Annotated in this window: 20 protein-coding genes; 19 read left to right on the forward strand and 1 reads right to left on the reverse strand. The window is 71.6% G+C overall.

Annotated elements, in window-relative coordinates; all coding sequences use genetic code 11:
- The first annotated feature begins 9 nt into the window (after positions 1 to 9).
- The 13 genes from BM064_RS17300 to BM064_RS17365 all read left to right on the forward strand — a co-directional run bounded on the left by BM064_RS17300 (position 10) and on the right by BM064_RS17365 (position 9,940).
- A complete protein-coding gene (locus tag BM064_RS17300) occupies positions 10 to 231 on the forward strand; it encodes a hypothetical protein (protein ID WP_092861609.1) in 222 nt (73 codons plus the stop codon).
- Complete coding sequence (locus BM064_RS17305; protein ID WP_092861611.1) at positions 228 to 446, forward strand: hypothetical protein; 219 nt, start codon at positions 228 to 230, stop codon at positions 444 to 446. The genes BM064_RS17300 and BM064_RS17305 overlap by 4 nt, the downstream gene beginning before the upstream one ends.
- Positions 443 to 2,356 carry a hypothetical protein gene (locus BM064_RS17310; RefSeq protein WP_092861613.1) on the forward strand — a complete coding sequence of 638 codons (1,914 nt, stop codon included), beginning with the start codon at positions 443 to 445 and terminating at the stop codon, positions 2,354 to 2,356. The genes BM064_RS17305 and BM064_RS17310 overlap by 4 nt, the downstream gene beginning before the upstream one ends.
- A 13-nt stretch (positions 2,357 to 2,369) precedes the next feature.
- Positions 2,370 to 2,816, forward strand: a complete 447-nt coding sequence (locus tag BM064_RS26995; protein ID WP_143103366.1) for a hypothetical protein — start codon at positions 2,370 to 2,372, stop codon at positions 2,814 to 2,816.
- Entirely contained in the window at positions 2,813 to 3,505 is a 693-nt protein-coding gene (locus BM064_RS17315; protein WP_092861615.1) for a hypothetical protein, read from the forward strand. The genes BM064_RS26995 and BM064_RS17315 overlap by 4 nt, the downstream gene beginning before the upstream one ends.
- A 352-nt stretch (positions 3,506 to 3,857) precedes the next feature.
- Positions 3,858 to 5,540 carry a hypothetical protein gene (locus tag BM064_RS17325; protein ID WP_092861619.1) on the forward strand — a complete coding sequence of 561 codons (1,683 nt, stop codon included), beginning with the start codon at positions 3,858 to 3,860 and terminating at the stop codon, positions 5,538 to 5,540.
- Complete coding sequence (locus BM064_RS17330) at positions 5,537 to 6,097, forward strand: hypothetical protein (protein ID WP_092861621.1); 561 nt, start codon at positions 5,537 to 5,539, stop codon at positions 6,095 to 6,097. The genes BM064_RS17325 and BM064_RS17330 overlap by 4 nt, the downstream gene beginning before the upstream one ends.
- On the forward strand, positions 6,090 to 6,377 hold the full coding sequence (locus BM064_RS17335; RefSeq protein ID WP_143103367.1) for a hypothetical protein: 288 nt from the start codon (positions 6,090 to 6,092) through the stop codon (positions 6,375 to 6,377). Before BM064_RS17330 ends, BM064_RS17335 begins: the two co-directional genes overlap by 8 nt.
- 2 nt (positions 6,378 to 6,379) lie before the next feature.
- Positions 6,380 to 6,577: a hypothetical protein gene (locus BM064_RS17340; RefSeq protein ID WP_092861625.1), complete on the forward strand. Its 198-nt coding sequence runs from the start codon at positions 6,380 to 6,382 to the stop codon at positions 6,575 to 6,577.
- 1 nt (position 6,578) lies between these two features.
- On the forward strand, positions 6,579 to 8,204 hold the full coding sequence (locus tag BM064_RS17345) for a portal protein (RefSeq protein ID WP_092861627.1): 1,626 nt from the start codon (positions 6,579 to 6,581) through the stop codon (positions 8,202 to 8,204).
- Entirely contained in the window at positions 8,201 to 8,536 is a 336-nt protein-coding gene (locus BM064_RS17350) for a hypothetical protein (RefSeq protein ID WP_143103368.1), read from the forward strand. The genes BM064_RS17345 and BM064_RS17350 overlap by 4 nt, the downstream gene beginning before the upstream one ends.
- Positions 8,533 to 8,895, forward strand: a complete 363-nt coding sequence (locus BM064_RS17355; RefSeq protein WP_092861631.1) for a hypothetical protein — start codon at positions 8,533 to 8,535, stop codon at positions 8,893 to 8,895. Before BM064_RS17350 ends, BM064_RS17355 begins: the two co-directional genes overlap by 4 nt.
- Complete coding sequence (locus BM064_RS17365; RefSeq protein WP_143103369.1) at positions 8,858 to 9,940, forward strand: hypothetical protein; 1,083 nt, start codon at positions 8,858 to 8,860, stop codon at positions 9,938 to 9,940. Before BM064_RS17355 ends, BM064_RS17365 begins: the two co-directional genes overlap by 38 nt.
- Here the strand turns inward: BM064_RS17365 and BM064_RS27000 are convergent.
- Positions 9,931 to 10,125, reverse strand: a complete 195-nt coding sequence (locus BM064_RS27000) for a hypothetical protein (RefSeq protein ID WP_143103370.1) — start codon at positions 10,123 to 10,125, stop codon at positions 9,931 to 9,933. The genes BM064_RS17365 and BM064_RS27000 overlap by 10 nt on opposite strands.
- Positions 10,126 to 10,377: 252 nt before the next feature.
- Between BM064_RS27000 and BM064_RS17370 the strand changes: the two genes are divergently transcribed.
- The 6 genes from BM064_RS17370 to BM064_RS17395 all read left to right on the forward strand — a co-directional run bounded on the left by BM064_RS17370 (position 10,378) and on the right by BM064_RS17395 (position 16,117).
- Positions 10,378 to 11,061 (forward strand): BRO-N domain-containing protein, encoded by a 684-nt coding sequence (locus BM064_RS17370; RefSeq protein WP_092861637.1) that lies wholly within the window; start codon positions 10,378 to 10,380, stop codon positions 11,059 to 11,061.
- 218 nt (positions 11,062 to 11,279) lie between these two features.
- Positions 11,280 to 12,197, forward strand: a complete 918-nt coding sequence (locus BM064_RS17375) for a phage capsid protein (protein WP_092861639.1) — start codon at positions 11,280 to 11,282, stop codon at positions 12,195 to 12,197.
- Positions 12,198 to 12,264: 67 nt separating this feature from the next.
- The gene (locus BM064_RS17380; RefSeq protein ID WP_092861641.1) at positions 12,265 to 12,723 is read left to right on the forward strand and encodes a hypothetical protein; all 459 of its coding nucleotides are present in this window, start codon (positions 12,265 to 12,267) and stop codon (positions 12,721 to 12,723) included.
- Between the two features lie 60 nt (positions 12,724 to 12,783).
- A complete protein-coding gene (locus BM064_RS17385) occupies positions 12,784 to 13,254 on the forward strand; it encodes a DUF2829 domain-containing protein (protein WP_092861643.1) in 471 nt (156 codons plus the stop codon).
- A gap of 62 nt (positions 13,255 to 13,316) precedes the next feature.
- Positions 13,317 to 13,898 carry a phage connector family protein gene (locus tag BM064_RS17390; RefSeq protein WP_092861645.1) on the forward strand — a complete coding sequence of 194 codons (582 nt, stop codon included), beginning with the start codon at positions 13,317 to 13,319 and terminating at the stop codon, positions 13,896 to 13,898.
- Complete coding sequence (locus BM064_RS17395) at positions 13,895 to 16,117, forward strand: phage tail protein (protein ID WP_092861647.1); 2,223 nt, start codon at positions 13,895 to 13,897, stop codon at positions 16,115 to 16,117. Before BM064_RS17390 ends, BM064_RS17395 begins: the two co-directional genes overlap by 4 nt.
- Positions 16,118 to 16,122 lie beyond the last annotated feature (5 nt).

Here is a 16,122-nt window from a genome sequence, read left to right on the forward strand (position 1 = left end):
GGGCGTCGAATGCGAACCGAAACCAAGATCGCCCGCGTCCAGGACGCGCCTGATCGCGCGGCCTACTGGGCGCACGTCGGAATGCGCGGCAAGGCTCGCGGGATCCTCAAGGAGGCCCGGGACCTGGCGGCGGCCGCGCGCAAGGAGCTCGACGCGCAGCGCGAGCAGCTGCAGGCGGCCCAGGAGGCCGTCACGGCCGAGCTCGCCAGGCTCGACGAGGCCGCGCGGTGAACGGCGTCGACGGCTACGGCTCGGCCGCGCGCGGCCCCCGCTCCCACGAGGAGGTCCGGCCGCTGGTTCTGGTGGGCGGCGAGACCCACCGGAGCCTGACCTGGGCGGCGCAGGCCTACCGCGTGTCGACCTCGATCATCGCCGAGGCCTGGAACGACCGCGTTCCGGTCGCCGCCGTCGTCGCGGCCCGGAACCGGCGGGCAGGTCTGACGTGACGGCCGGAGAGGGGGGCAAGAAGCCGTCGCTGCGCGTCCTGAAAGGCGAGCTCGAGAGCGCGCCCGAAGCCGCCGCGCCGGGCGGGCAGGGCGCCGGCCAGGAGCTGAGCGACAAGGCCCGCGACCACGTCGAGAAGACCACCGGCAAGCGTCCCGGCAAGCGCCAGGGCCCGCCCTCGGGCGACGCCCGGCCCGGCGAGATCTGGCGCGACTGCCCGGTGAAGGCCCTGGGCGTCCACGGCGCGACGAGCTGGTATGTCGACTGGCTCGGCCAGGTCCGCGACGTCCGCAAGCACGATCGCGACACCATCCTGCACATCTTCGGCGGGCGCGAGGACGTCCTGCGCCAGCACTACAAGCGCACCACCAAGGGTGGGGACGTCGTCATCGGCTGGGACCAGGCGAAGGCCGCGGCCGCCATGCAGCGGGCCGCGGCCGAGCAGGGCATCTGGAACCCGCTGCAGCGCCTGCGCGGCCTCGGCGCCTGGCTCGACGGCGACGGGGGCGTGATCCTGCACTGCGGCGACGCGATCCTCCATCGGGGCGAGTGGAGGGACCCGGGCGAGATCGACGGATACGTCTACCCGTCCGACGCCCGCATCCCCCGCCCCCTCGCCCCCGACGCGAAGACCGAGGGCGCCGCCGGGAAGCTGATGGCCTACCTCGAAAGCTGGCGCTGGCAACGGGGCGAGCTGGACGCGATCCTGCTGCTGGGCTGGATGGGCTGCGCCATGTTCGGCGGGGCCCTGCGCTGGCGCCCGCTGGTCTGGCTGACCGGCGACGCCGGCACGGGCAAGAGCACCCTGCAGGACCTGATCGGCCACGTCCTGGGCGGCGAGGGCGCGCTGCTGCAGAGCTCCGACGCCACCGCGCCCAGCCTCTGGCAGACGCTGGGGTGCAAGTCCCTGCCGGTCGCCCTCGACGAGGTCGAGCCGGACGTGGACGCGCGGTCGAAGCTGACCGCCATCATCAAGTTTGCGCGCCAGGCCGCCTCGGGCGGGCTGGTGATGCGCGGCGGGGCCGACCACAAGGGGCAGGAGTTCCGCGCCCGGTCCTGCTTCCTGTTGTCCTCGATCCTGCGCCCGGCGATGCTGGACCAGGACCTGAGCCGCATGGCGCTCCTCGAGCTGGACCAGCTCGGCCGAGGCGCGAAGTCCCCCGTGATCCGCCCCGACGAGATGCGGCGGATCGGGCAGGCCCTGCGCACGCGCATCCTGCTGCGCTGGGGCGACTGGGGCGAGACGCTCGAGCTCTACCGCGCCGCCCTCGCCGGGAAGGGGCACAGCGCCCGCGGCGCGGACCAGTTCGGCACGCTGCTCGCCATGGCCGACCTGTGCCTGCGCGACACCGTCCCGACGCCGGCGTGGTGCGAGACCTGGGCCGAGAAGCTCGCCGCCCACGTCATCACCGACCAGGTCGATCAGGCGCGCGACTGGCAGCGCTTGGCGGGCCATCTGCTGACCCAGCAGCTGGATCCCTGGCGCAAGGGCGTCCGCTACTCCGTCGCCTCCCTGTGCATGGCGGCGGCCGATATCGGGACCTTCAAGGACGGTCGCGCGCCCTCGATCGAGCCGCAGGAGGCCAACGGGATCCTGCGCGACAGCGGGCTCCTGGTCGAGGGACGCGGCTTCGAGGCTCGCCTTCTGGTTGCCAACCGTCACGCCCAGCTGTCGAAGCTCCTCGAGAACTCGATCTGGTGGGCGCCCCCCGGACAGACGGGCGTCTGGATGCAGTCGCTGCGCCGCGTGCCGGGCGCCGAGGCCTCCGCCGGCCGCCGCTTCGGCGGCTTCAACGTGCGGTGCATTTCCGTTCCGCTTCCGACGCTTCTGGAGCTGCAGCCGGAGGGCGACGAGCCCAGCCCTCCGGACCTCTCCGGGCCCCCTGACCCCGCCGAAGACTGGATCGACTGAGGAGCCGCCGCCGATGGTCCGCACCCGCACCCGCCGGTCCCTTTCGCCCGCGCCCGGACCCGTGTACAGATGCCTTGAACCGCGGCCTGCGGCCGCCTCCGCTCGCGCGGAGGTTGCGCCCGGGCGGGGGTTTGGGGCTGAAACCGGATCGACGTCAGGTTTCATTCAGGTTTCAGCCGAGTTTCAGGGTTTCGCGAGCCATTCCAAGGGCTTGCGCCGCTCTGAAACCGTGAAACCGGAAATCGCCTCCCGCGTATGCGCAATGCGCGCGATCACACGCGCGCGCGCGCATGGTCGGTTTCACGGTTTCATCTATACCTATCTATATGGAAATAAAGATAAAAGTCTGAAACCGGGGCTGAAACCAGCCCGAAACCGGGATGAAACCCGGTTTCAACGCCTCGCCTCCATCCCGGCCAACCCGCTGAAACCCTTAAACAAAGCGGGGATTTTGGCATGAGCGGCGGCGAGAAGACGGCTCAGGCGCAGCGCCTGGCGGCTGAGGCGGCCGACCGGATCGGCTCCGCCCGGCAGGCCGGCGAGCAGCTGTCGCTCCTGGCCGCGCCGGAGCCCGCCGCGCCTGTCGCCCAGGACGAGGGCGAGCGCCGCGGGCCCGGCCGGCCGCTGGGGTCGCGGAACCGGGCCAAGCGGGCCGAGCTGCGCAAGCTGTTCGCCGCCCGCGGCTGGGCGATGCCCGAGGACCAGCTGGCCCGCCTGGCCGGGCTGGACCTGGGCGGCGGGGACCTGTTCACCCAGGCGATGGCGCGGGCCGAGCAGCTCCTCGCCTGGGCTCAGGACGGCGCGCGGGAGGAGGACGACGGCGAGGGCAACAAGGCGGTCCCCGCGCCCACCATGGGCCAGCGCCTGAGCCTCGCCCTGTCGCTCCTGGGCGAGATGCGCAAGGCGCAGGAGGCGCTCCTGCCCTACGGCCTGGCGAAGGTGACGCCGGACACGGCCGGTGCGGCTCCGCCGAACTTCATCGTCCTGCCTGGCCAGCCTGTCCAGAGCCAGCCGGGCGACGGCGCTCGGGTGGTCGAGGGTCAGGCGCGGCCGGTCGGCCCGTCCGACTTCGCCCCGCCGCCGATGCCGGGCGATTTCCAGCGAAATCAAGGGCTTGCGGATGACGTGGATCCGGAGGACGAGGCATGATCTCGGACGCTCCGGTCAAGTGCTTGACGGAAAAGGGGAAAACCCCGCTCCGGCAGCTTATCAAAAATCAGCGGGACGGACGCTCGGGCCCGGCGCTCGCGCCCTCGCCCTGGCGCGCGCTCGCCCTCGCGGCCGCGGCCGCGCTCCCGCCCGCGCCCGCCCGCGCGCCCGGCCGCGCCCGCCCCCCCGGGCTCGCGCGCGCGCGCCGCGCGCCCGGCCGCGCCCCCGGGGGGGCGCCCGCGCGCCTCTTGAGGATGCCCCTCTCTCCGACCCCATACGGCCTTCCGGGCTCCTCCGCGGGTCGAGGCAGAGCGCGAACCTGGGGAGCCCTGTTCGGGGTCGGGGGTGCGGCGTGACCGGAGCTGAGGGGATCGGGGCGGCGAAGGCCGCCGAGCTGGAGGGCCTGGGGGCGGCCGATGCGGTGCAGGAACTGCACGGCGGGGCTACCGGGGACATGCCCTCCGTCAGCCATCTGACATTCCCGGGCCCGGTCGCACAAGCGTTCTTCGCGGACGACGCCGACGTCCTCGGGATCCAGGGCCCGGTCGGCTCGGGCAAGACGACGACGGCGATGCTGAGCCGCGTCCGGCGCGCTCGGATGATGCCGCGGTCGGTGAAGGACGGCGTGCGCTACTACAAGCTCGGCCTGGTCCGCGAAACCTACCGCCAGCTCTGGGCCACCACGATCCCGTCCTACCTCGAGACGATCCCGAAGGCCCTGGGGACCTGGGCGGGCGGGCGCGGGGATCCGGTCAGCCACACGGTGCGGTTCGAGGACGAGTTCGGCGAGATCGAGTTCGTCGCCGAGTTCCTCGCCTTCGGGGACAACGTGATCGAGGCCATGCGCGGCTGGCAGGTGACGGACATCTACGGGAACGAGGGCGACACCCTCCCCGTCGAGGTCCTCACCACCGGGATCGGCCGCGTCGACCGCTACCCCGCCCGCGAGCATTTCGAGGGCTACCCGCCCCAGCTGCGCAGCTGGGGGCAGATGGTCTTCGACTTCAACGCCCCGGACGAGGAGAACTGGACCTTCCGCGTCTTCCACAACGAGCGCGAGCGCAAGCGGATGGCCGAGGAGCTGTCCGCTGGCCTCCCGCCGGGCGCCAAGCCGGTGCGGATCGCCTTCCACCGTCAGCCGGGCGGGCGCGAGGAGGGCGCGGAGAACCTGCAGAACCTCGCGCCGGGCTACTACGCCCGTCAGATCGCGGCCATGCGCCTCGCCGGGCGGTCCGACCAGGTCACGCGCCTGATCGACAACAAGCCCGCGTTCACCCGCGCGGGCGCCCCGGTCTTCGAGAAGGAGTTCAACCCGGCGTTCCACGTCGCGCAGACGAAGATCCCCGCGGATCCCGACCTGCCGCTGCAGATCGGGCTCGATCAGGGCTTCACCCCGGCTGCGGTGGTCGGCCAATTCCGCCCGAACCGGGGCTGGCGGATGCTGGGCGAGCTGATGTTCCCCCTCGAGCACCTGCTCGCGCGGGTGTTCGGCGAGCGGCTCGCCGACTTCCTCGACGAGAACTGGCCGGGGCACCCGCTCGGGCGCGCCTGGGGCGACCTGGCGGGCGAGGCCGGCGCCGCGCAGGCCGAGGAGAGCGCCACGTTCAACCGGATCGTGGGCCAGGCGATCGGCGTGCGGGTGCGGCCGCAGACCCGGGGCGGAAACCGCATCCAGCCGCGCCTCGAGGCGGTGCGCGCCTGGCTCGACTTCGTCCGCGAGGGGGAGCCGGGCCTGCTGATCGACCCCCGCTGCCGCTTCCTGCGCGGCGGGATGGAGGCCCGATACGTCTGGGCCGAGGAGGTCGACACGTCGGGCAACAAGCGGAAGGTCCCGAACAAGCGCCTGGTCGAGGCGAACGTCATGGACGCGGCGCAATACCTGATCCTCGGCGAGCCGCTGCCGCACGGCGCCGGCGTGACCGGCGGGGGCTTGCCGCGGGCGAGCGCGCTCGCCCGGCAGGGCGCGCCGGATCGCGCCGGCGGCCTCGAAACCGGGTGGGACGTGACGAACCCCTATGCCGGGGGCGCGCGATGACGAGCCGCGCGATCCTCACCGGGCGTCCCTGGCGCGACCTGAGCCTGACCCCGCTGCAGCCGCGCGCCGCGCTCGAGATCCTCGGGGACCTCGACGCCTGCGACCGGCGGGAGGCGGCGCTGGCGTTGGGCGGCGCCTGCGATGCGGAGGATCTCCTGCGCGGCTTCCTGCACCGGCAGCAGCAGGGCGCCCACGTCTTCGTCGCCTGGTCGCACAGGCCCGAAGGCGGCGCCGCGCCGCTGGCCGTGCTGGGCGTGGACGAGCTCCTGGCCCGCGGCGTCGGATCGGCCGCCCTGCTGGCGCGCCCGCATCGCCGCTGGGCGGGCCCGCTGCGCGCGCTCGCCTACGCCCTCCGCCAGGACCTGCCGCTCTGGGCGCGTGCGACCGGGTTTCACCGGCTCGAGGCCCGGTCCTGGGCGGAGCATCCGACCGCCGGCCGCCTCCTGCGCGGCATCGGCTTTCGCCACGAGCTGCGCATGCGCGGCTTCGCCGGCGCCGCCGGCGACTTCGACCTCTACGCCCTGTCCACTGACGCAGGAGGCCCTGCCAATGTGTAATCCGGCACCTCTCACAACGAAAATGCGGCGGTTGCTGTATTCGGCGCGCCGCGATCCTCGCGGCCTCTCGCCGTCTGAGCAGACGGCGTACTGGCTGATGACGCGGCGGGCGTGGCGCGCGCTCAAGGCTGAAACCGCCCTCTTCGGTTTCAAGCATCAGGGGGGCCATTCCCGCCGGTTCGCGGGCCTGCCTATCCGCATCACCGTGAAGGATCGCACCAATGGGCCGGACGTCGAACTTGTGACCCGCCACGCCCTCGAAATTCGTCTTGGAGACTGACCATGTGCATCGGCGGAAGCGTGCCCAAGCCCATCGCGGCCCCCATCGTCCCGACCACCACCAGCACGGAGGCGAGCGTCGGCAGCGCCTACGCCCGCCGCATGCAGCAGATGCGGGCGGGCGCGGCGGCGAACATCCTGACGTCGCCGACCGGGATCCCGGCCGGGCGTCCCAGCAACCGCCAGATGGGGGGCGCGTGAGATGCCCGACGAGAAGGATCCGCGCGCCGTCGCGGCCATCGACGCCTGGTCCTCGCTGAAAGGCGAGCGGGCGCACCACGAGCAGGACTGGGAGGAGCTCGCCCGCCTGATCCGCCCGCAGCGGGGCAACTTCACCGCCGCGGCGCCCGAGCTGCCGCGCAACGAAAAGCCCCTGTCCTCGGCCCCCATCGTGGCGCAGTCGAACTTCGCCTCGGGGCTCTACGGGACCCTCACGAACCCCGCCAATCGCTGGTTCGAGCTCGGCACCACCGACCAGGCGCTGGCCGACTTCCAGCCCATGCGGGAGTGGCTGGACGTCGCCTCGCGGATCACGCTGGCGAGCTTCGCCCCCAGCGTCTCGCCCTTCTACAGCCAGGCGTCGCAGCTGTTCGGGGATATCTCCACCTTCGGGAACGCCGCTCAGTATGGCGAGCAGCCCGCGGGCGAGCGCCGGTTCCTCGACGTGACCCTGTCGCTGGCCGAGGTCGTCGTCTCGATCGACGCCTACGGCCGGGTGGACGAGTGGGTCCGGCGCTTCAAGCTGGGCGCCACGGCCGCGGCGCGGCGCTACGGCCTCGAGGCCCTTCCCGAGCGGATCCAGACCGCGGCGATGAAGGGCTCCCGCGACAGCTTCGTGTTCTTCCAGCACGTCCACATGAACGACGGGTGGCGCAAGGGGATGCTCGGGCCCCGCGGCAAGCGCTGGTCCTCGATCCACGTCAGCGAGGAGGCCGCCGCGGTCGTGAGGCATTCGGGCTATGCCGACATGCCGGTGGATTTCCCGCGGTGGGACGTCGAGACGGGGCAGGGCTACGGCCGCGGCCCGGGCTGGATCGCCCTCGCCGAGGCCCGCAAGCTCGACCTCTTCGAGCGGGCGAACCTGCGCGCCGCGCAGCGCGCCGCGGATCCGACCCTCCTCGCGCCCGAGCGGGAGGTCATGCCCCTGCGCGGCCGCGTCCGCCCCGGAGAACTGGTCTACGGCGGCGTCGACGCGGCGGGGCGCAAGATGCTGCAGACCCTCGACACCGTGTCGGGCGTGCCCCTGACGCTCGAGATGAAGGAGCGCGCGGTCGAGCATATCCGCGACGCCTTCCATTGGAGCCTCATGAACCTCGCTGGCCGCACCGGCATGACGGCGACGGAAGTGATCGAGCGGCAGGAGGAGAAGCTGCGCCTCATGGCCCCGCACATGGGGCGCGTGCAGGAGGAATACCTGGCCCCCAAGATCGCCCGGCGCTTCCGCCAGCTGATGAGCGCCGGACAGATCCCGCAGCCGCCGCAGGAGGCCCGGGGCGCGGACCTGACGATCGAATACACCTCGGCCGCCGCCATGGCCGCGCGCTCGGCCGAGGGCGCGGCGACGGTCCGCCTCCTCACGGATCTCGCCCCGCTCGCCCAGACCAATCCGCGCGTGTGGGACCGGCTCAGCGAAGACGACATCGTCGAGGTGCTGGCCGAGGCCCGCGGCGCGCCGGCGCGCCTCCTGCGCTCGCGCGAGGAGGCCGACAAGCTCGGCCAGGCCCGCGCCCAGCAGGAGCAGGGCGCCCAGCTGCTGGCGGCCGCGGAGGCCGGCGGCGGGATCATGAAGGACCTGGCCGCCGCCGGTGCGCCGGAGGCGGCGGGATGACCAGAGACCACCGCTATCGCACGACGGATTTTCCAGTGGCCTGTAACTGCAGGAGCGCAGGCGAGTGCAGTTGCCACATGTGGGGTGACTTCGACGAAGTCGCCGCCCTCAACGCAATGGTCGACGCCTTCGCCGCTGAAATGAAAGCGAAGCTTGAAGCTTCGTGGCGAAGAAAGGGAAAGGGCGGATGGGACAGCCCGAATTGGCACCCTGATCAGATCTTGGCGGCCCTCCGCGAACACGTCGACAAGGGCGACCCGATCGATGTCGCGAACTTCGCGGCGTTCCTGTGGAACAGGACGCCCGGGCGAGACGGCGGGCCGGGCGAATGAAGATCTTCGACCGCATCGCCGTCGCCTTCTCGGCCCTGTTCTTCGAGCCGACGCAGGCCGGACGCCGGATCATCAGGCAGGCCGTCTCCCGGCGCGCCGCGCGCTGGGGGCGGGCTTGCACGGCGGAGCCGCGCCTGGCGGCCGACGTCCTCGCGCTGGGGGGCGTGCTGGCGCTCGGCCCCCGCGACCAGACCGGGGCGCCCGAGCTGGCGCCCGAACACCTGGCCTACGAGGCAGGCCGGCGAGAGCTCGCGCTCGAGCTGGTGGCGCTCATGGGCCTGACCCCTTTCGAGCTTCGCGAACAGATGATGGAGGAGCACCATGCGACCCAGGATGACGATCGTTCCGGTCTGGCTTGACCGGCTGCTGCGGGCCCCGGCGGATGGCGGGCAGGGCGGCGATGGCGGCGGCGGCCAGGGCGGCGAGGGCGGCCAGGGCGGCGGCGAGGGCGCGGGCCAGGGCGGCGCGGGCGACGGCGGCGCGGCCGGCGCGGGCGGCGAAGGCGGCGCGACGGGCGGCGGCGATGGAGGCCAGGGCGACGGCGGCGCTGGCGGAGGCAAGGGCGACGGCAAGCCCTGGTGGGAGCGCGACGGCTTCCTGAAGTCCGACGAGGTCGACTGGCTTCGGTCGAAGGGTTTCAACCAGGAGCTCACGCCCGAGCTGATGGCGCGTGCCCTGCGCAGCTACCGCGCCGCCGAGACCAAGATGGGGCGGCCTGCCGACAGCCTCATGGACAAGCCGGGGAAGGACCAGCCGGTCGCGGAATGGATGAAGGCGAACCGCGAGCTGTTCGGCCTGCCGGAGGCGCCCGACGGCTACGAGATCAAGCGCCCCGACATGCCCGAGGGCGTCACGTGGGACGAGGGTCTCGAGACGAAGTTCCGCGAGATCGGCCACGCCAACGGCATGACGCCTGCTCAGATGCAGGCGAGCGTCGACATGTTCGCCGAGATGCGGAAGACCGAGTTCGAGACCCTGGCGACGGAGCTGCAGACGGCGGGCGAGGAAATGCGCCAGCAGCTCGAGCGCGACTGGGGCGACCAGTATTCCGCCAAGGTCAAGCAGGCGCAGCAGGCGGCCCAGGCGATGGGCGAGAAGGCGGGGCTCGACACCGAGCAGATCCTCTCGATCGGCCAGCTCCTGAAACCCAAGGTCGGCGACGCCGGGATCATGCGGCTGTTCGCGGCGATCGGCGCGGCGATGGGCGACGACGGTTTCGTCCCCGGCGCCGGCGGCGGCCCGGGGATCGGCATGACGCCCCAGGAGGCGAAGGCCGAGCATGATCGGTTCGTCGGGCTGGACGGCGAGTATGGGAAGGCCTACCGCGCGGGCGATCAGCCGAAGATGCGCGAGCTGAACGCAAAGCGCCTGCAGTTGCTCAAACTGGCCTCTGGTCAGGGCTGAGGATCGCCGGAGGTGGCGAGCGCATCGCATTGTTCGGCGATGCGGGCGCGCGCCTCCTCCGTCGCGATCAGGCACGGGAAAGACCAGAACGTCACGTCCGGTTCGGGCGCCGGCGTCGGACGCTCGGGCGCGGCGCAGCCCGCGACCATGAGCAGGGCACTGCAAACAATGGGAGAATATCGCATCTCAACTCGCCTGTTGAATGACCGGGCAGCTTATTTTACATTCGGGGTGCGCGCCGAAAAAGGGTGCGCCGGGATTGACAGCCCGTTCGTTCACAGGCGCTCGTAAGCCGCGCCCTAGGGTGCGGCTTTTATGGTCGGGCGCAATGGGAGGCCTTCGGGCCTGCCGGTCCCTGTGAGCCGGTCTGTCAACCCGTTGTTGCCCGGCCACCCCGAGTTGACAGTCGGGCCCCGGGTTCATCACAGGAGCCCGACATGCTGGACCTTCTCAGCTTCGAAGATACCGAGATCGAGGTCATCCGCCGGGACGGCGAGATGTGGTTGTCCGCCCGCGATCTGGCCGATGCGCTCGGCTACGCCGACATGAGCTCGGTGCTGCGGCTCTACCAGCGGAACGAAGACGAGTTCACCTCGGACATGACCGCAATCATCAAGCTCGGCAAAGGCACGGTCAATCTGACCGCACCTTCGAACGCACAGGAGACCCGCGTTTTCTCCCTCCGCGGCGCTCACCTGGTTGCGATGCTGGCGAAGACCGAGCGGGCCAAGGCGTTCCGCCGCTGGGTGCTCGACCTGATCGAGCAGGAGGGGGACCGCCGGCCGCCGGCGGCGGGCCTGCCGGTCCCCGCGCTCGACCCGTTCGCCCCCTTCCTCCCGGCCGACCGCGCCCACCTGAACCGCATCGCCCACTGGCGCGGGATCCGCGACCAGGCGCAGGCCCGCCTGGCCGAGCTGGGCGAGCCACCCCTCGCCGGCGGTTTCGCCGGCCCGATGCCGCGGGTGGGCGGCCTCTCGGCCGAGGACCTCGCCGACCTGATCGCCGAGGCCCGGGCCATCCGGGACCGCCGGCGCGCCGACGTGCGCATGGACGGCAACCCCTTCGCCATCGACCTCTACGTGATCCTCGAAGAGGCGTTGCGGAACTTCGCGGCACGCTGAACGCGAAAACCCCTTGACAGGGGATTCGGCGTCTCGGCATTTTCCTCCTCGCCGGCGGCCTTCGGGCCCCCGGCAGTCCGGGCAACCGCAACCCCAGCGGTCCGGCTGACCGCGGGAACAGACCGCCGCCCCACGCCTGCGCATGGCGAGGAAGGGTCCGGCGTTCCGGGCAACCCTACCGGCAACCTCCTGTCATTGGTCGCCTGTAGGGAAATCCCATGCCGTTCGACCAGCTGGTGGAAGCCCACCACCGCACCACCTTCAAGGCCACGTTCGAGCTCGCGCTGCAGCAGAACGGGTCGAAGCTCCGCCCGCACGTCGGCGAGACGGCGTGCTCCGGCGAGGGCGCCACGGCCGCCGACATCATCGGGAAGGTCGACTACCAGCGCGGTTCCGGCCGCCGCCGTTCCAACATCGAGAACGTCCCCGGCCGGACCCGCCGCTGGCACGTCTTCCCGGACCCGCTCGAGACCGGCCAGTATCTCGACAGCGTCGACAAGTTCCGCATGATCGAGGATCCGACCTCCAAGCTGATGATGGCCCATACGGCCGCGATCGGCCGCGGGATCGACGACATCATCCTCGGCATCAACCCGGACGGGACGCTCTACCAGGGCGGCATCCTCGGGCCGATCTCCGAGGGCAAGCAGCCGGGCTCGGGGACCAAGGCGCTGCCGTCCGCCCAGGTCACGGTCCACGGCGGGACCGGCCTGACCATCGAGAAGCTGCGCAAGGCGCGCAAGCGGCTCGGCCTCGACGAGAACGACCTGGACCGGGTGACGCCGATCATGGCGATCACCATGAACCAGGACGACGACCTGCTGGGCATCGTCGAGAGCGCTTCGGCGAACCTCAACATGCTCGAGCAGCCGCATATCGTCGACGGCAAGGTCACGCGGCTGATGGGCTTCCAGTTCGTCCGCATCAACCGCCTGCCCAAGCTGCAGACCAACGTCAGGTCCTGCCCGGTCTGGATCAAGGACATGGTCGAGCTGGGCGTCTGGCAGGACGTGAAGCCGGACATGTGGAACGACACCCACGCCCGCAACACCCCCTACATGCACGCCGACGCCTGGATGGACTGCGTCCGCATCCAGGACGAGGGCGTGCACGTCGCGGAGTGCACCGAGAGCTGACCGGCCGGGCCGGGCGGCTTCGCCTGGCCCGTCGCCTTCCCTCTCTCCTTCCGAAAGGGCCTGAGCCATGGCCGTCGTCAACGGCATCTCGAACCTCTTCCGCTCCCCGATCGCGCTGGGCGCCGTGCCCGACGCGGTGCAGGTCAAGGGCGTGCGCCGCTGCGCCGTGGGGACCGTCGCGAACGCGAGCACCGACAGCAGCGGGTCCACCTACAAGCTGTGCTCGATCCCCTCCCACGCGATCATGCATCCGGACACGCTGCTGGACGTCGAGAACTGGGGCTTCGCCCAGGTGGTGATCGGCTCGAAGGAGGCCCCGGACGCGCTGCTGGACGTGGCGAAGTCCGCCGCCACCACCCAGGCGCCGTTCGCCTGGGGCGACGCCAACCACGGCAAGCGCCTGTGGGAGGTGCTGGCGCTCGCCGCGGACCCGGGCGGGCTGATCGACATCTACGCCACGGCCGAGGCGAACGCGACTGGCGCGGGGTCGATGCCCTTCGCCTTCGAGTGGATCGACAACCAGTGATCCCGCCGGCCGGGGCGCGGTGACGCCCCGGCCGATCTTCCCTCGAGCTCGGATGCGACCATGACGAAGCACTACTACGGCACAAAGCGCGTCACCGCCTGGCCGGAGGCCCGCGACGGCCGCGACGGCTATGCCGTTCGCTACGAAGACGGCTACACGAGCTGGTCCCCGGCGGACGCCTTCGAAGCCGCCTACAAGCCGAACGGGTCGCTGGATTTCGCCGGCGCCATCACCGCCCTCAAGGAGGGGCGGAAGGTCGCCCGCTCCGGCTGGAACGGGAAGGGCATGTGGATCGCGCTGACGCCCGGCTCCACCTTCGATGCCAGCTTCGCGAAACCCGGTCATGCCTCGAAGCATCGGGCCGACGAGCTTCGCCATGAGCCGTGCGGTCGCGACGACGTTCCGATGATCGTGCTCGCCCCGCATATCGACATGCGCGCGGCGGACGGGACGATGGTCGTGGGCTGGCTCGCGTCCCAGACCGACATGCTGGCCGAGGACTGGTTCGTCCTCGGGGTCCCGGTCCTCTGATCCCGCCGGCCGGGGTGCGCTGACGCCCCGGCCCCTCCCGCCTTCAAGGCTTCCGAGGCGCCATGTCGATCGCCGCCAGCCGCATCGCCCAGCAGGCGTTTCGCTACTGCGAAATGTCCGCCCTGTCGTCCTTCGGCGACGACAGCCCCGAGGCCCGCGCCGCGGCGGAGCAGTATCCGCTCGTCCGCGACGCCGGCCTCCGGCGCGCGGACTGGTCCTTCGCGTCGGAGCTCCTCGAGCTCAGCGAGGCGACCGGCATGATCGCCGACGATGATCTCCCCTACGCCTACCAGCTGCCGCCCCGCGTCCTCGCCGTGCGCGAGGTCCTGCCCGAGCTGACCGCCTGGCGCATCGACGGGCGCCTGATGCGGACCGACGAGCCGACCCTGCAGCGGTTCCGGGCCACGGTGCAGATCACGAACGAGAACCTCCTGCCGGCCGAGTTCGCCGACTATCTGGCCTATCTCCTGGCCTCGCGTCTGAGCCCGGTGTTCGCGAGCTCGGCCAACCGCGCCACGTCCCTCGAGCAGCGGGCCGAAGCCGCCTTCGTCCTGGCCCTGCGCGCCGACCGCGGCCAGGCGTCGGCCCAGCGATGGGACGGCCTGACCGGCGAGGGCGACTGGGCCGGGCTGGTGGTGCGATGACCCGATCCTCGCCGCCGCAGCGCAGCTTCGCCTCCGGCGAGATCTCGCCCACCCTCGCGGGCCGCACCGACTACGTCCGCCATCAGACGGGGCTTGCGAAGGCCGCCGGCTTCATCCCGATCCCCGAGGGCGGTTTCACCCGCGCGCCCGGCACCATCTACGAGGGCCGCACCCGAGGCGACGCGCAGGCGCGGCTCATCGAATTCGAGTTCGCGGTGGACGACGCGGTCGTCCTCGAGCTGACGGCCGAATGGATGCGGTTCTGGCGCTACGGCCAGCTCGTGACGTCCGGAGGCTCGCCCTACGAGATCGCGACGCCGTGGAACCTCCCCGAGATCAAGCAGCTGAAGTTCGCCCAGACCGCGGACGTGACCTACTTCGCGGACGGCAAGCGGGCGCCTCGCCGCCTGCGACGCTTCGCGCTGGACGACTGGCAGCTGGACCGCGCCCCCTTCTCCGGCGGTCCGCTCCGTCCGTGGAACACCGACCAGGACGTGAGCGTCGAGGCCTCCGCGGCGACCGGATCCGTCACGCTGACCGCGACCGGCGGCGACGTCTTCGACGCAGGCATGATCGGCAGCTTCTTCGCGATGAAGGTGGTGGACTGGTCGGCGATCCCGCTGTGGACCGGCAACACGGTCTTCAGCTTGGGCGACAAGGTCCGCTACGACGGGCGCGTTTACGAGTGCACCGACGAGGCGACGGCGGCGGACAAGAACGTCAGTCCGCCGAGCCACGCCACCGGAACCGTCCTGAGCACCAAGGACGGCCCGACGTGGAAATTCATCTCGACGGACCGCGGCCTGGTGGAGATCACCGCCGTCGCCTCCGCCACATCGGCGACGGCGCAGGTGATCGACCGGATCCCCGACGAGATCGTGGGCGGCGGGACCTGGGATTGGGCGGCGGGCGCCTGGTCCGACCTATACGGCTGGCCCGCGGCCGTCACCTTCCACGACCAGCGCTCCGTCTGGGCCGCGACCGAGAGCGAGCCCCGGACCGTCTGGGCCTCGGGCATCGGCGACTATCTCGATTTCGCCGAGGGCGTGAACGCCGACGAGGCGTTCGCCTACCAGCTGGCGACGCAGCGGGGCCTCAACCGCATCGTCTGGCTGCAGGGCGGTCAACGGGGCCTGCACATCGGCGCCACCGGCGAAGTGCAAGGCGCGCGCTCGACGGTAGGCGACGAGGTCCTGTCGATCGAGAGCGCCGCGTTCGGGATGATCGCCTCGATCGGCGCGCACCACGCGCAGCCGATCGCGCCGATGGGCAAACCCATCTACGTCTCGCGCGACCGGAGCCGCGTCCTCGAGCTGCGGTTTCAGCTGCAGGAGGACAGCGTCCAGCCGCTGAACCTCTCTCTCCCGGCCCGGCATCTAGGGGCCGAGCGCTTCGACATCATCGCCTGGCAGAGCTCGCCGCTGCCGATCGCGTGGATCGTCCGGCGCGACGGCGACCTGGTCGCGATGATCTACGATGCCGCCGAGGACGTGCTGGGCTGGTGCACGATCCCGATGGCCGGGGGCGTGGTCGAGGAGGTTTCGGTCACGGCCGCGCCGGATGGCGGGGACGACGAGGTGCGCGTCGTCGTCAGGCGGACGATCGGCGGCGAGACGCGTCGCCACGTCGAGCGCCTCGCCCCGTTCTGGGGCCTGCTCACCGGGGACATGAAGATCGCCGAGGCGTGCCACCTCTACGCCGCCGCCGAGAAGATTTTCGAGGAGCCGGGGCAGGTGGTGGACGGCCTCGAGCACCTCGAGGGCGAGGACGTCCTCGTGTGGACGGACAAGGGGCAGTTCGGCCCCTACACCGTCGCGAGCGGCCGCGTGACGCTCGAGCTCCCCGTGTCCCGCGCCTGGGCGGGGCTGAACGACGACGGCCAGCGGGCGCGCACGCTCAGCCTCTACGCCGCGACCCGCAGCGGCGACGGCATGGGCCGGCAGACGAAGCTCACCGGCGCCGGCGTCCGGCTGCAGCGGACCGCGGGCTATCGGATCCGCGCGATCGAAAGCGAGTGGGGGAGAGACGAGCGCGTCGGCGACTGGTTCGAGCGGAACGGCCAGACCGTGCCCGGCGACCTGGTGAAGGCGTGGAGCGGCGTCGATCCCGTGAATATCAACGCCGGATGGGCCGCGGCGATCGCGCTGGAATTCGCGCCGCTCGGCGCCGCCCCGATGACCGTCCTCGCCCTCACTCCGACCGTGGAGGCGCGGGACTGATATGT

The organism is Albimonas pacifica, assembly GCF_900113695.1.
In the GTDB taxonomy this organism is placed as follows: Bacteria; Pseudomonadota; Alphaproteobacteria; order Rhodobacterales; family Rhodobacteraceae; genus Albimonas; species Albimonas pacifica.